Here is a 13,037-nt window from a genome sequence, read left to right as displayed (position 1 = left end):
CACAGGCTGCCTTTTACAGCGGTCCTTCGGGGCCGCTTTTTTATTGGGGCGGCCCCTGCGCTGGGGCGCCGCATAATCCCGCACTCTGGCCTGCCAGCGTGGCAGGCGCATTGCCCCGGAGACTTGTCTGTGACCGCCAATAAAACCGTTTTTGTCCTCAATGGCCCCAACCTGAACCTGCTGGGCACGCGCGAGCCTGCCGTTTACGGCGCGGCCACCCTGGCCGATGTGGAAAAGCTCTGTACTGACGCCTGCCACCGCCACGGTTTTGCGCTGCGTTTTCACCAAAGCAACCACGAAGGGGCCTTGGTGGACTGGATTCACGAGGCGGGCCGCCTGCACGCAGCGGGTGAGCTGGCGGGTGTGGTCATGAACGCTGGGGCCTACACCCACACCAGCATTGCGCTGCACGATGCCATCAAGGGCACAGGCATCACCCTGATCGAGCTGCACATCAGCAACGTGCACGCGCGCGAGGCCTACCGCCACCATTCGTACATGGCCGCCGCTGCCAAGGCGGTGATGTGTGGCTTTGGCGTGCTGGGCTATGGCCTGGCGATTGACGGGCTGGCGCAGTTGCTGGCCCAGCAGCCAGCGGCCTGATGGCTGGACGCGGGGGATTCCACGGCCATGGCCCCGCTGCCCCTGCAGGTCTCTGAGGACGAGGTTGAAATCACCGCCATGCGCGCGCAGGGCGCGGGCGGGCAAAACGTCAACAAGGTGTCCAGTGCCGTCCACCTGCGGTTTGACGTGGTGGCGTCGTCGCTGCCCGAGGGTGTGAAGGAGCGCTTGCTGGCCCTGCGCGACACCCGCATCACGCAAGACGGTGTGGTGGTCATCAAGGCCCAGCAGTACCGCAGCCAGGAGCAAAACCGTGCCGATGCCCTGGAGCGGCTCAATGCGCTGGTCAACAGCGTGGCCGTGCCGCCCCGCGTGCGCCGGGCCACCAAGCCCACCTATGGGTCGAAACAGCGGCGTTTGCAAAGCAAAACGCAGCGGGGCGAGACCAAGGCGCTGCGGGGCAGGGTGCGCGACGGCTCCTGACCCGCGGGCCAGAGCAGGCCTGCGTAGGGGCTGGCGGGTGTTGCGCGCTGTGCGCCAAGGCGCTGTCAATGTTTGATTGGCATCATCCGTAGAACAATCTGTCTGCCTTGCAGGGCTTGGTATCACGGGCTATCAGTCCTACATTCATGGTGTCCTTTGTTGGAGTTGTCATGTCTGCCTCTGCCCAAGCCCCCGTTCCTGTTTCTGCCGCAGTCCCCGCGCTGTTTGTGTCGCATGGTGCGCCCTTGTTCGCATTGGACGCTGGCACCACGGGCCCTGCGCTCACACAATGGGGCCAGAGCCTGAAGTCGCAGTACCCCGGCCTGCGTGGCGTGGTGGTCATGTCGCCACACTGGATGGCGCGCTCGGCGCAGGTGATGACCGGGCCACAGCCTGCCACCTGGCACGACTTTGGCGGATTCCCTCCCGCGCTGTACCAGCTGCAGTACCCCGCTCCAGGCTCGCCCGCTTTGGCGCAAGAAGTTCTGGGTCTGTTGCAGGCCGCTGGTGTGGCGGCCCAGGGCGATGCCGCGCGTCCCTTTGACCACGGCGCCTGGGTGCCGCTGATGCATTTGTTCCCGCAGGCCGACGTGCCTGTGGTGCAGGTGGCGCTGCCCGTAGGCGCGGGCCCGGCCGAGGTGTATGCACTGGGCGCCGCCTTGCGCAGCCTGCGCAGCCAGGGCGTGCTGGTGGTGGGGTCGGGCAGCATGACGCACAACCTGGCCGAGTTTTTTGGCGGCGAGCGGGCGCCCGCGCCCTATGTGCTGGAGTTCAGCCGCTGGATCGAGGACGCTCTGGCCCGTGGGGACATGGCAGCACTGCTCAACTACCGCAGCCAGGCGCCTCACGCCCACCGCGCACATCCGACCGAAGACCACTTTTTGCCGATCTTCTTTGCACTGGGTGCAGCAGGCGACGACCTGCACGCAAAGTACTTGAGCCGCGAGGTGATGTACAGCATGCTGTCGATGGACGCTTTTGCTCTGGAGCCGGCGCACTGACACGGAACTCCTCGCATTCCACCCGTTTTTGGCCCTAAACCATTCGAGGCGCACATATATGCTTACCTTGCCGCTCACATTTTTGCAGCGTCCCGCTGCCGCCACCGCACCCCGGCCCTGGCTGCTGGTACTGATGCATGGCGTGGGCAGCAACGAGCAGGACCTGTTCAGCCTGGCCCCGCAGATCCCGGACCGGTTTCATGTGCTGAGCCTGCGTGCGCCGTTTCGCATGGGGCCGGGCTCACACGCGTGGTTTGATTTCTCCATCGAGCCCAGCGGCGAGCGCACCATCAACGAAGAGCAGGAGGCGCAAAGCCGCACCCTGGTGGCCCAGGCGGTCGAGTCTGCCGCCGAGCAGCTGGGCATTCCGCCCGAGCGGGTGGTGGTGGGCGGCTTCAGCCAGGGCGGCATCATGGCGCTGTCGCTGTTGCTCACCCGGCCCGCGTTGATGCATGCGGGCCTGGTTTGGCACAGCCGCCTGCTGCCGCAGGTGGTGCCGCTCACCGCACCTGCCGATGCGCTGCGCGGCAAGCAACTGTGGCTGAGCCACGGTACCCACGACAACGTGATCCCGCTGGCCAACGCCCAGGCCATCGCCCACCACATGGCGCCACTGCCGGTGACGGTGACGTACCGCGAGTTCCCCAGCGCACACGAGATTCGCCCCTCCGAGTTGGCCGCCACCGTGGCCTGGCTGGAGTCGCTGTCCACCACGCCCACGGCGTTTTAGGTAGATTTGTGGGCGGGCCAGCCCGATGCTGGCTACATCGCGTTACCAGGTCCTGGGCGCATGGCGATCCAATCGTGCAAGCCGCCCTTGGGGGGGGCTGGCAGGGAACGCCTGACGCTGCATAGGCTCGGACAAGGGTTGTTCCTGTGTTGAAGGAGAGCCCATGCCCGATCAAGACACCGCAGAATTCCGCCCCGCGCCAGAGCGCACCTCCGCCGCACTCTGGGTCTTGCTGGCCGCGCTGGTGTGCGCCGTGGCGGCTGGCGCGGCATGGTGGTTCTGGCTGCGGCCGGTGGAGCTCGCATTGGCGCCACCCCCTGTGGTGGCCGCTCCAACAGCACCGGCAGCGCCCACGCCCGCTCCCGCTCCCGAGGCGTCGGGGCAGCAGAACCCGGTGGATGCGCTGGCGCCGCCCGACGCTGCCTTGCCTGCGCTGGCCGAGTCTGACCCTCGGGTTGCAGAGCTCTTGGCCGAGCTGCTGGGCCGCGACAAGTTGGCGGTGTTTCTGCAGACCGATGGTTTTGTTCGCCGCGTGGTGGCCACTGTGGACAACCTGGGGCGTGCCCATGCCCCCTCGCGCATGTGGCCGGTGCAGCCCACGGCGCAGCGGTTTGTGGTGGATGGCACTGGCAACGCGCCCACCACCATCGCTGCCGCCAACGCCGCGCGCTACAGCGCGTTTTTGACATTTGCCGAAGCGGTACCGATGGAGCCCGCCGTGGCGCTGTACGCGCGGCTGTACCCGCTGTTTCAGCAAGCGTATGAAGAGCTGGGCTACCCCCGGCGCTACTTCAACGACCGCTTGGTGGCGATGCTGGACCAGCTGCTGCAAGCGCCCGAGCCCGCGGGCCCGCTGCAGGTCAAGCTCACGCCCGTGAACACCGAAGTGCCCAACCTGCGGCCCTGGGTGCGCTACGAGTTTGTGGACCCCGCGCTGGAGGCGCTGCCCAGCGGTCAGAAGATCCTGCTGCGCATGGGCCCCGCCAACGAGGCGCGTGCCAAGGCGCTGATCCGCGAGCTGCGCAAGCGCGTGGCCACGAGCGGCGTGGCGCGCAAGTAAGGCCCTCTAGCCTGTCATGGGGTGGGAAGTGGCAGAGCCGTCTTGTAGCGCACCTGCTTGAGTGCGAAGCTCGACCGGATCTTCTCGACGCCCGGAATGGGCGACAGCTGCTCCAGAATGAAACGCTCCAACGCCCCAATGTCGGCAAGCGCTACCCGGATCAGGTAGTCGCTGTCACCGCTCATCAGGTAGCACTCCATCACCTCATCGTGCTCGGCAATGCGGCGTTCAAAGTCGGCCAGGGCTTCCTTGCTTTGCGCCTTGAGGCTGATGCTGATGAACACATTCAGGCCCAGCCCCAGCGCCGCCGCATTGGCCAGCGCCACATAGCGGCTGATGACGCCTGCCGCCTCCAGCGCCTTCACCCGCGCCAGGCAGGGCGAGGGCGACAGGTGCACGCGCCGCGCCAGTTCCACGTTGGACAAAGATCCATCGGCCTGCAGCTCGGCCAGAATGCGCAAATCGAGGGTATCCAGTTTCATATGCCGCAGTTTATGGCTTTGGCGGCATAAAGTGCTATAGACGCGCGTTGGGAAAGGCAAAACGGCAACTCATTTGGAGCCAGCCTCGCTACAGTGGCCTCCATGAACGCCCTCACACCCCACGCCCTGCTACAACAAGCCACCGGCGCCCCCCTGGACGCCGATCCCGAAGAAACCGCCGAGTGGCGCGATGCCTTCCTGGCACTCGTCGCCACCGAAGGCCCCGAGCGCGCGCGGCACATGCTGCAGGAGCTGGTGCGGGTGGCGCGTGCGCAGCGCATTGGCTGGCAGCCCGACCTGAACACACCGTACGTGAACACCGTGGCGGTGCAGGACCAGCCTGTGTTCCCGGGTGACCTGGCCATCGAGGAGCGTGTGGCTTCCATCGTGCGCTGGAACGCGCTGGCCATGGTGGTGCGCGCGAACCAGGCGTATGGCGAGCTGGGTGGGCACATTGCCAGCTACGCCAGTGCTGCGGATCTTTTCGAAAGCGGGTTCAACCATTTCTTTCGTGCCCGTGAAGGGCTGGGCGAAGGGCAGCACCGGGGCGATCTGGTGTTCTTCCAGCCGCACAGCGCGCCCGGCGTGTATGCCCGCGCCTTCCTGGAAGGGCGCCTGTCCGAGCAGGACCTGATGCACTACCGCCAGGAACTGACGGCGCCGGGTGCAGGCGCGCAGGGCCTGTCGAGTTACCCACACCCCTGGCTGATGCCCGACTTCTGGCAGTTCCCCACCGGCTCGATGGGCATCGGCCCTATCAGCAGCATCTACCACGCACGCTTCATGCGCTACCTCACGCACCGCAACCTGCTCAACTGCGCGGGGCGCAAGGTGTGGGGCGTGTTTGGTGACGGCGAGATGGACGAGCCCGAATCCATGAGTGCCCTGACCCTGGCCGCGCGCGAAGGCCTGGACAACCTGGTCTGGGTGGTCAACTGCAACCTGCAGCGCCTGGATGGCCCGGTGCGCGGTAATGGCCGCATCATCGACGAGCTGGAGCGCCTGTTCGCCGGCGCGGGCTGGAACGTGGTCAAGCTGGTGTGGGGCAGCGACTGGGACGGCCTGTTCGCCCGCGACCTGACCGGTGCACTGGTGCGCACGCTCGAAGGCACGGTGGACGGCCAGATGCAGACCTTCGCGGCCAAGGACGGTCGTTTCAACCGCGACAACTTCTTCGGCCAGAACCCCGAGCTGGCCGCGCTGGCCCAGGGCATGACCGACGAGCAGATCGACCGCTTGAAGCGCGGCGGGCATGACCTGGTGAAGATCCACGCCGCCTACGCCGCCGCTGCCGCCCACCAGGGCCAGCCCACCGTGATCCTGGCCCACACCAAAAAGGGCTACGGCATGGGCACTGCCGGCCAGGGCAAGATGACCACGCACAGCCAGAAGAAGCTGGACGAGACCGACCTCATCGAGTTTCGCAATCGCTTCAACCTGCCGCTCAGCGACGAGCAGGCCACCAGCCTGGCCTTCTTCAAGCCCGCCGAAGACAGCTCGGAGATGCGCTACCTGCGCAGCCACCGCGACGCACTGGGCGGCTACCTGCCGCGCCGCGAGACGGCGTGCGACGCGCTGCCCGTCCCATCCATTGATAGCTACGCGCAGTTCGCGCTGCAGGCCGATGGCAAGGAGATGAGCACCACCATGGCCTTCGTGCGCATGCTGGGCACGTTGCTCAAAGACGCCACGCTGGGCCCGCGCATCGTGCCCATCGTGGCCGACGAGGCGCGCACCTTCGGCATGGCCAACCTGTTCAAGCAGGTGGGCATCTACAGCAGCGTGGGCCAGCGTTATGCGCCCGAGGACATCGGCTCGGTGCTGAGCTACCGCGAGGCGCTGGACGGCCAGATCTTGGAAGAAGGCATCAGCGAGGCCGGCGCCATCGCCAGCTGGACGGCGGCCGCCACCAGCTACAGCGTGCACGGCCTGGCCATGCTGCCGTTCTACATCTACTACTCCATGTTCGGCTTCCAGCGCGTGGGAGACGCCATCTGGGCGGCTGCGGACCAGCGTGCGCGGGGCTTCCTCTTGGGCGCGACCTCGGGCCGCACCACGCTGGGCGGCGAGGGCCTGCAGCACCAGGACGGCAGCAGCCACCTGGTGGCCGCCACCATTCCCAACTGCAAGGCCTACGACCCAGCCTACGCGGGAGAAATGGCCGTCATCATCGACGCCGGCATGCGCGAGATGGTGACCGAGCAGCGCGACGTCTTCTACTACGTCACGCTGATGAACGAGAACTACGCCCAGCCCGACCTGCCCGCCGGTACGGCAGAAGGTGTGCTGCGTGGATGCTATGTTTTCAGGAGCTATTCAGGCAATATGCACCAGCGCGACAGCGCGATTTCGTCCCAAAGCGTCACCCTGATGGGCTCTGGTGCCATCCTGACCGAGGTGGTCAAGGCCGCAGAACAACTTGCGAGTGAGGGTGTGGATGTGACCGTGCTCAGCGTCACCAGCTGGAGCGAACTGGCCCGCGACGGCGTGGCCTGCGAGCAGCGCTGGCTGGCGGGCGATGCCCAGCCTGCACCCGCATGGCTGACGCAGCAACTGGCCACGACCCGCGGACCAGTGATCGCCGCCAGCGACTATGTGCGCGCCGTGCCCGAGACGGTGCGCGCCTTCATCCCCGAGGGCCGCAAGTATGTGACCCTGGGCACGGATGGGTTTGGACGCAGCGACACGCGGGCAGCGCTCCGGCAATTCTTTGGGGTGGATGCAGCCAGCGTGGCCCAGGCAGCGCGGCGAGCGCTGGCCGCTGGCTGATGGGTGCGGGGGGCGAGCGCAGGCGCCTGCCGTCGTTTTACAGTGCCTCCGCTCTGTCGCCTGATGACAGCGGGGGTGGGGTGAACGCCATTGCCCAATTTCGCGCAGGCTTCCTACAATGGTTTAGCAACCGTGAGAGGGCGCCATGGCACATGTCATCTGGGACCATAACCCGCCGACCACCTGGATAGCCAACGTGGACGGGCAAGCACTTTGCTCCATCAAGCGCAAAGACATTGGCGGATGGACCGCCGCCTGGGCAGACGACCGCCTGTGGCCGCCGCCCGCCCATTTGCCCAAGGCCATGCCGCAACCCACCCAGTTTTTCAGCAGTCTGGAAGAAGCCAAGCAGGCGGTGGAAAACGCGCTGGGCGCTTGAGGCGGGGCCCTGGAGCACTGCCGCAGTCTGAGTGACTGCGCTTGCGTGTACCGGCGGCGGCAAGCGCAGGGCTTCCAGCCAGTCTATGAGGGGCGTGGGCCCCTACGCATGCGGCCAACCTCAGCCCGCAGGGCGCTGGAAGAATGCATCCAGCACCGGCATCAACCCCGGAAACTCCAGAGCAAACCGTTCGCGGTTTACAAAATACGCCTCGCAGGCCACGGCAAAGAATTCGGACTGCGAGGTCGCCCCGTACGCGTCCAGCCAGGGCCGTTCGGCGCCAAAGCGCTCGGCCATGATCACGCGTTCGCGAAACTGTTCGTAGGCGGGCTCCCAGGCTGCCCACCATGCCTCATACGCCGCACGGCCGGTGCGTGTGCCTATGAAGCCTGCGGGCAGGGGCGGGCAGCCGTTGGGTTGGCCGTTTTTCATGTCGAGCTTATGGACGAACTCGTGCACCACCACGTTGTGACCGCGCGCCGTGTTCTCGGCAGCGTTGTTCACATGCTGCCAGCTGAGCATGATGGGGCCGCGCTCCATGGCCTCGCCCAGCAGCACCTGGGTGTGCTCGTGCACCACGCCCGCTTCGTCCATCGTCTGGCGGCGGGCCACGGCCTCGCCAGGGTGCAGCACGATGCCCACGAAATCGTCGTACCAGTCGAGTGCCTTGGCGGGGTCGCCCCAGTGCAGCAGGGGCAAGCAGGCCTGCGCGGCAATGTCGATGGCCATGGCGTCGGTCACCACGAGGCCGTGGGCACCGTGGAATTCCTTGTGATGCAAAAAGAGCGCGCTCAGCACACGCAGTTTGGCCTGGTCGTGCAGCGACAGTGCGGCCAGAAATGGGTAGCGCTGCACGGTCTGCAGCCACAGCGTGGCAGAGATGTCCGGTACCGGGGCCACGGTGGCGCGCACGCGGCGCCAGAGGCGGTTGAGCAAGGGGGGCATGGCGATCGGGCTGCGGGAGGTGGGCCCGCTCAGTTCATGACCGCTGTTACTTGGGGGCCAGGGGCAGCCGTTCCAAGCCCGCGCTGGACAAACGCAGTGTTTCCAGCCGGGGGGACAATGCTGCGGCATCCCAGTCGCTCAGCACCACGCGTTGCAGACCCGGAGCCAGCACATGGTCGGCGGGCCGGTGGGTGTGGCCGTGGATGAGGGTGTGGGCGCCTGCGGCCTGCAGCCAGGCGATGGCGGCGGGGCTGTCCACATCGGCGTACGTGGCCCCCGACTGCTTGCGCGCCTCGCTCTCCTGGCGGATGCCGCGCGCCTGCACGCGGCGCGTGGCCAAAGGCTGGGTCAGAAATTGCTGCTGCCAGGCGGCGCTGCGGGCCTGCAGGCGAAAACGCTGGTAGTCCACATCGTCCAGGCACAGCAGGTCGCCGTGGCTCAGGACATACCGCTGGCCGCCAAAGACCAGGACTGTTGGGTCTGCCAGGCCGGTGATGCCGCACCCAGCCAGGAAGGCAGGGCCCGCCAGGAAGTCGCGGTTGCCATGCATGAAGTACACCGGCAGGCGCTGCGCGGCGGCCCGAAGGATGGCGCAGCCCCGGGCTTCGAAGCTGCTGGGCTCGCTCATCGCATCGTCGCCCACCCACACTTCGAACAGGTCGCCCAGGATAAAGAGGGCGTCTGCGGTGGTGCCTTCCAGATACTGCTGGAATGCGGCCACCGTGGCGGGCTCGCTGGCCTGCAGGTGCAGGTCTGAAATGAAATCGACCGTGCGCCAAGGCGAGGGAGCGACAAGCTCCTCGAACCAGGGCACGGTCGTGGTCACGGGGGGGGCTGGGTGGTTCATCCCTTGCGCTGCGGCCTGCAATGGGCGGCCGACATTGGTGTGGCCTCAGCGGGGCGCGCAGCGCCACAGGGGGATGCCATGCTCAGAGGGCGACGGCCTTCTCGATGATCACGTCTTCCTTCGGCACGTCGTCATGGAAGCCCTTGCGGCCCGTCTTCACGGCCTTGATCTTGTCCACCACGTCGGTGCCCGACACGACCTTGCCGAACACGGCATAGCCCCAACCCTGGGCCGAAGGTGCGGTGTGGTTCAGGAAGCCGTTGTCGGCCACGTTGATGAAGAACTGGGCGGTGGCCGAGTGCGGGTCGCTGGTGCGGGCCATGGCCACGGTGTAGTTGGCGTTCTTCAGGCCGTTGTTGGCTTCGTTTTCGATGGGCGCGTCGGTGCCCTTCTGGGTCATGCCGGACTCAAAGCCGCCGCCTTGCACCATGAAGCCGGGGATCACGCGGTGGAAGATGGTGTTGTTGTAGTGGCCCTTGTTCACGTAGGCCAGGAAGTTCTCGACCGACTTGGGTGCCTTGGCGGCGTCGAGTTCGAGGGTGATGACGCCGTAGCCGGCGATGTGCAGTTCGACTTGGGGGTTGCTCATGGCTTTGCTTCTTTCAAAAAATGGGCGCTTCACTTCACCACGGTGGCGGAGTTGATGGTGATGGGGGTGGTGGGCACGTTCTGGTGGCCGCCCTTGTTGCCGGTGGCCACGGCCTTGATCTTGTCCACCACGGCGGTGCCTTCGACCACCTTGCCGAACACGGCGTAGCCGTGGCCGTCAGGGTTGGGGGCGTTGAGCATGCCGTTGTCCTTCACGTTGATGAAGAACTGCGAAGTGGCCGAGTTGGGATCGCCGGTGCGCGCCATGGCGATGGTGTAGGTGTCGTTCTTGAGGCCGTTCTTGGCTTCGAGCGGGATGGGGGCCTTGGTGGGCTTTTGCTGCATATCAGCCGTGAAGCCGCCGCCCTGGATCATGAAGCCATCGATCACGCGGTGGAAGATCGTGCCGTCGTAGTGCTTGCTGTTCACGTAAGCCAGGAAGTTCTCGACCGTCTTGGGGGCCTTGGCGGCGTCGAGCTGCACGACGATGTCGCCCATCGACGTGGCCAGCTTGACCTTGGGGGCATCTTGCGCCTGTACGGGTGCTACTGTAAACATAGCAGCCAGGGCAATACTTGCTAGCGCTACCGTCGAATTTCTTCTGGAAATCATCCAATCACTCCTTCGAAAAAGATCTGCCATTGTTGGCCGCGGCGCGTCCAGTACTGGCGCTTGACCGGGCCTGTGCGGGCGCCTTCGGCGACTTCGCCGAACGTTACCACCATGGTGTCGGCCGAGTCTGTCCACCGCAGGTAAGACTTGTCCTTGAGCTGGAGTTCCCGGCCCTTGAGGGCGCGGGCCTCGGCCTGCAGCACCTGGGTCCATTCCTCCAGCGGCTTCTTGCGGTAGCTCTGGAAGTCGGGCGCATAAAAGCCCAGCAGGCGCTTCATGTCGCCCTCGGTCTTGGCGGTGCGCCAGGCGTTGAGCACCGCTTCGAACGATTTGCGGTCGGCCGCCACGCTGTGGGGCTGCACCCATTGCAACTGGCGTGCAATGACCACGGGGGTGGAGCGGGGCTCCACCGTGCGCAGGATGCGTTCGAGGTCGGGGTTGGCCAGCACGAGGCAACCGTCGGTCGCCAGTGGCGCGCGCGAGAATTGGTCGGGCGGCGTGCCATGCAGCCAGATGCCGCTGCCCGTCTTGCCCCGGCTCTGGTCCAGGGGGTTGGGATAGTTGATGGGGAGGGCGCCCGCGCCGTAGAAATCCTTGAGCTTGGCCGGGTCCAGGCGGCTGGTGATGAAGTACACCCCCAGCGGTGTGCGCTGGTCACCCTCCACCTCTTTTTCGATGCCGAGCTTGCCCACGGAGGCATAGTAGTCGGCCACCAGCCGCAGGCCCTGGGCGGTGTTTTCAAAGAGATACAGGCGAGAGCGCGAGGTGTCTACCGCAATCGCGTGGCGCGAGCGAGGGGACAGCTCCAGGAACTGTGCGGGGATGGCATTGACCGGGGGGCGGCTGCGTTGTGCATCCACACGCTGGCGCGATTCGGTGCGCAGTTCGGCCAGTGCCGCAGCGGCCTGGATGCTGCGGGCCGAGTCCGGCTCAGGGGCCACATCGCCCATATGCCGCAGTGGGCGGGTTCGCGACATGAGCAGGTCACCGACCGCCAGTTGCGCCAGCTGGAAATTGGGGTAGTCGCGCGCCAGGCTTTCGGCCTGGGCCAGCGCCTCGCGACCCCGGCCTTCGGCCACCAGCTTGTAGACCGCCATGAGGCGCGTCTCTGCTTGGCCGTCGCGCAGCTCAGCAGGTGTGGGCGCCACCGGGGGCGTGGTGGATGCCGCATGCGCAGCAGCCGCCCGGCGGGCCTTGGCACCCTGCGGCAGGGCTGGCGTGGCCAACGAGAGGCCCAGCAGCAACAGCACCGCTGGTGCTGCCCTGCGGCCTGCGTTGGTCAGGGGCACAAACATGCAAACCATCTATCAGCTGACTGTCAGGGCAAAAAAAAAGCCCGCGCGGAAGGCGCAGGCGCCGCATCGGGGGCCATGGTTAACCGCCTGTGGATTCGCGAACGATGGTCCAGCGGCCGTTGTTATTGACGAGGTCCAACGTCTTGCGGCTGCTCACGTTGAGCGCGTCGGCACTGTATGCCTGGCGAAACCGGGCCGTTGCCTTGTCACCTTGTACGGACACGGTGATGTCAGAAAGCTTCACGCTGATCTTGGATTTGCCTACGATGCGCGCCTCGCGTTCCTTCTCCCAGGCAGCGCGGCCTTGGCGACCAGGTGGATCGAACGACTTGTCGTACGCGCCCAGGTACCCCTTCATGTCCTTGGACGACCAGGCCGCAGCCCAGGCCTGTACGGCGGAGGTAACGGCCTGGGTGGACGCGTCGCTGGCAGCTGCAGGAGCTGGGGCAGGTGCCGGAGCCGTTGCAGCGGGAGCGGGGCTGACAGTTGGAGCTGGAGCGGCGGCAGGCGCTGGCGCTGCAGCTGCTGGCGCAGCGGCGGGCGCTGGAGCGGGTGCAGGGCGCTGGGTTACCACCACGGCGGGCGCGGGCGCTGCGGCGGCAGGGCGACCGGTTTTGCTGCCGGGTTCGTTGGAGAACAATTCGCGGATCAGCGCCAGCTTGGGCTTGACGGAGTTGGCGTTGTTGGCATCCAGTTGCAGCGCCTTGTTGTAAGCCTGGCTGGCCAGCTTGGCGTAGATGTCGCCCAGGTTTTCCTGTGCGGTGGCGTAGCTGGGGTTGGTGCGGATCGCCATTTCCAGCGCCGTGCGGGCCTTGTCCAGCTGGTTCTGGTTGGCGTACAGCACAGCCAGGTTGTTGTAGGGCTCGGGCAGCTCTGGGTACTCTTCGGTGAGCTTGGTGAAGGTGGCGATGGCGTCGGCCTGCTTGCCCGAGTCGGTCTGGGCCACGCCGCGCAAGAAGCGCAGCTGCGGGTCACGTGGGTTGGCGGCCAGGCGCTGGTCGGCCTTGGCCAGCGCCTCGGCCGCCTTGCCAGCCTTGAGCAACTGGGTGATGTCGGCATAGTCGTCCGCGTGGACCACGCCCGTGCCCATCAGGGCGGTCAGTGCCAGAAGGCGCAGTAGGCGTGGGAGTGTGCGTCGGACTTGCTTCATGGGGGTACAAAGGAGTTGGGCGGCAGCCAGCCCGGGCGGGGGCTTATACTGCGGCGGATTGTAGCTGAGGGGGTTGTCATGACGGTACGCTGTTGCCGCTGGTGATTTTGCTGGACGCCCCTTGCCGGGCCACCC

General features: G+C 66.2%; 14 protein-coding genes. 7 read left to right on the top strand and 7 right to left on the bottom strand.

Features of this window, described 5'->3' with window-relative positions; all coding sequences use genetic code 11:
- Positions 1-129: 129 nt before the first annotated feature.
- The 5 genes from aroQ to DBR23_RS15410 all read left to right on the top strand — a co-directional run bounded on the left by aroQ (position 130) and on the right by DBR23_RS15410 (position 3,835).
- Entirely contained in the window at positions 130-603 is a 474-nt protein-coding gene (gene aroQ / locus DBR23_RS15430; protein WP_108498832.1) for a type II 3-dehydroquinate dehydratase, read from the top strand.
- Positions 604-630: 27 nt separating this feature from the next.
- The gene (arfB, locus tag DBR23_RS15425) at positions 631-1,044 is read left to right on the top strand and encodes an alternative ribosome rescue aminoacyl-tRNA hydrolase ArfB (protein ID WP_108498831.1); all 414 of its coding nucleotides are present in this window, start codon (positions 631-633) and stop codon (positions 1,042-1,044) included.
- A gap of 170 nt (positions 1,045-1,214) precedes the next feature.
- Positions 1,215-2,045, top strand: a complete 831-nt coding sequence (locus DBR23_RS15420) for a class III extradiol ring-cleavage dioxygenase (protein WP_108498830.1) — start codon at positions 1,215-1,217, stop codon at positions 2,043-2,045.
- A gap of 58 nt (positions 2,046-2,103) precedes the next feature.
- Positions 2,104-2,775 carry an alpha/beta hydrolase gene (locus DBR23_RS15415; RefSeq protein WP_108498829.1) on the top strand — a complete coding sequence of 224 codons (672 nt, stop codon included), beginning with the start codon at positions 2,104-2,106 and terminating at the stop codon, positions 2,773-2,775.
- Between the two features lie 163 nt (positions 2,776-2,938).
- Positions 2,939-3,835: a DUF3014 domain-containing protein gene (locus DBR23_RS15410; RefSeq protein WP_108498828.1), complete on the top strand. Its 897-nt coding sequence runs from the start codon at positions 2,939-2,941 to the stop codon at positions 3,833-3,835.
- Positions 3,836-3,849: 14 nt separating this feature from the next.
- Here the strand turns inward: DBR23_RS15410 and DBR23_RS15405 are convergent, their stop codons facing one another.
- Entirely contained in the window at positions 3,850-4,317 is a 468-nt protein-coding gene (locus DBR23_RS15405; protein ID WP_056064679.1) for an Lrp/AsnC family transcriptional regulator, read from the bottom strand.
- Between the two features lie 102 nt (positions 4,318-4,419).
- Between DBR23_RS15405 and mdeB the strand changes: the two genes are divergently transcribed.
- Together mdeB and DBR23_RS15395 are read left to right on the top strand one after the other, a co-directional pair.
- The gene (gene mdeB, locus DBR23_RS15400) at positions 4,420-7,086 is read left to right on the top strand and encodes an alpha-ketoglutarate dehydrogenase (RefSeq protein WP_108498827.1); all 2,667 of its coding nucleotides are present in this window, start codon (positions 4,420-4,422) and stop codon (positions 7,084-7,086) included.
- Between the two features lie 145 nt (positions 7,087-7,231).
- The gene (locus DBR23_RS15395; protein WP_108498826.1) at positions 7,232-7,465 is read left to right on the top strand and encodes a hypothetical protein; all 234 of its coding nucleotides are present in this window, start codon (positions 7,232-7,234) and stop codon (positions 7,463-7,465) included.
- Positions 7,466-7,585: 120 nt separating this feature from the next.
- On the opposite strand, the gene DBR23_RS15390 is transcribed toward DBR23_RS15395, so the two are convergent.
- The 6 genes from DBR23_RS15390 to DBR23_RS15365 all read right to left on the bottom strand — a co-directional run bounded on the left by DBR23_RS15390 (position 7,586) and on the right by DBR23_RS15365 (position 12,902).
- Positions 7,586-8,410: a zinc-dependent peptidase gene (locus DBR23_RS15390; protein ID WP_108498825.1), complete on the bottom strand. Its 825-nt coding sequence runs from the start codon at positions 8,408-8,410 to the stop codon at positions 7,586-7,588.
- Between the two features lie 46 nt (positions 8,411-8,456).
- A complete protein-coding gene (locus DBR23_RS15385) occupies positions 8,457-9,257 on the bottom strand; it encodes a UDP-2,3-diacylglucosamine diphosphatase (protein ID WP_199227722.1) in 801 nt (266 codons plus the stop codon).
- 82 nt (positions 9,258-9,339) lie between these two features.
- A complete protein-coding gene (locus tag DBR23_RS15380) occupies positions 9,340-9,846 on the bottom strand; it encodes a peptidylprolyl isomerase (protein WP_108498824.1) in 507 nt (168 codons plus the stop codon).
- Positions 9,847-9,875: 29 nt separating this feature from the next.
- Positions 9,876-10,457, bottom strand: a complete 582-nt coding sequence (locus tag DBR23_RS15375; protein ID WP_108498823.1) for a peptidylprolyl isomerase — start codon at positions 10,455-10,457, stop codon at positions 9,876-9,878.
- Positions 10,454-11,761, bottom strand: coding sequence for a L,D-transpeptidase family protein (locus tag DBR23_RS15370; protein WP_108498822.1), 1,308 nt, complete (start codon positions 11,759-11,761; stop codon positions 10,454-10,456). Before DBR23_RS15370 ends, DBR23_RS15375 begins: the two co-directional genes overlap by 4 nt.
- 70 nt (positions 11,762-11,831) lie before the next feature.
- Complete coding sequence (locus DBR23_RS15365) at positions 11,832-12,902, bottom strand: tetratricopeptide repeat protein (RefSeq protein ID WP_108498821.1); 1,071 nt, start codon at positions 12,900-12,902, stop codon at positions 11,832-11,834.
- Positions 12,903-13,037 lie beyond the last annotated feature (135 nt).

The sequence above is a fragment of the Acidovorax sp. HMWF018 genome (genome assembly GCF_003061035.1).
Classification (GTDB): domain Bacteria; phylum Pseudomonadota; class Gammaproteobacteria; order Burkholderiales; family Burkholderiaceae_C; genus Acidovorax; species Acidovorax delafieldii.
Note: the sequence above shows the minus strand (reverse complement) of the source record. Positions and strands in the feature narration are given on the sequence as shown.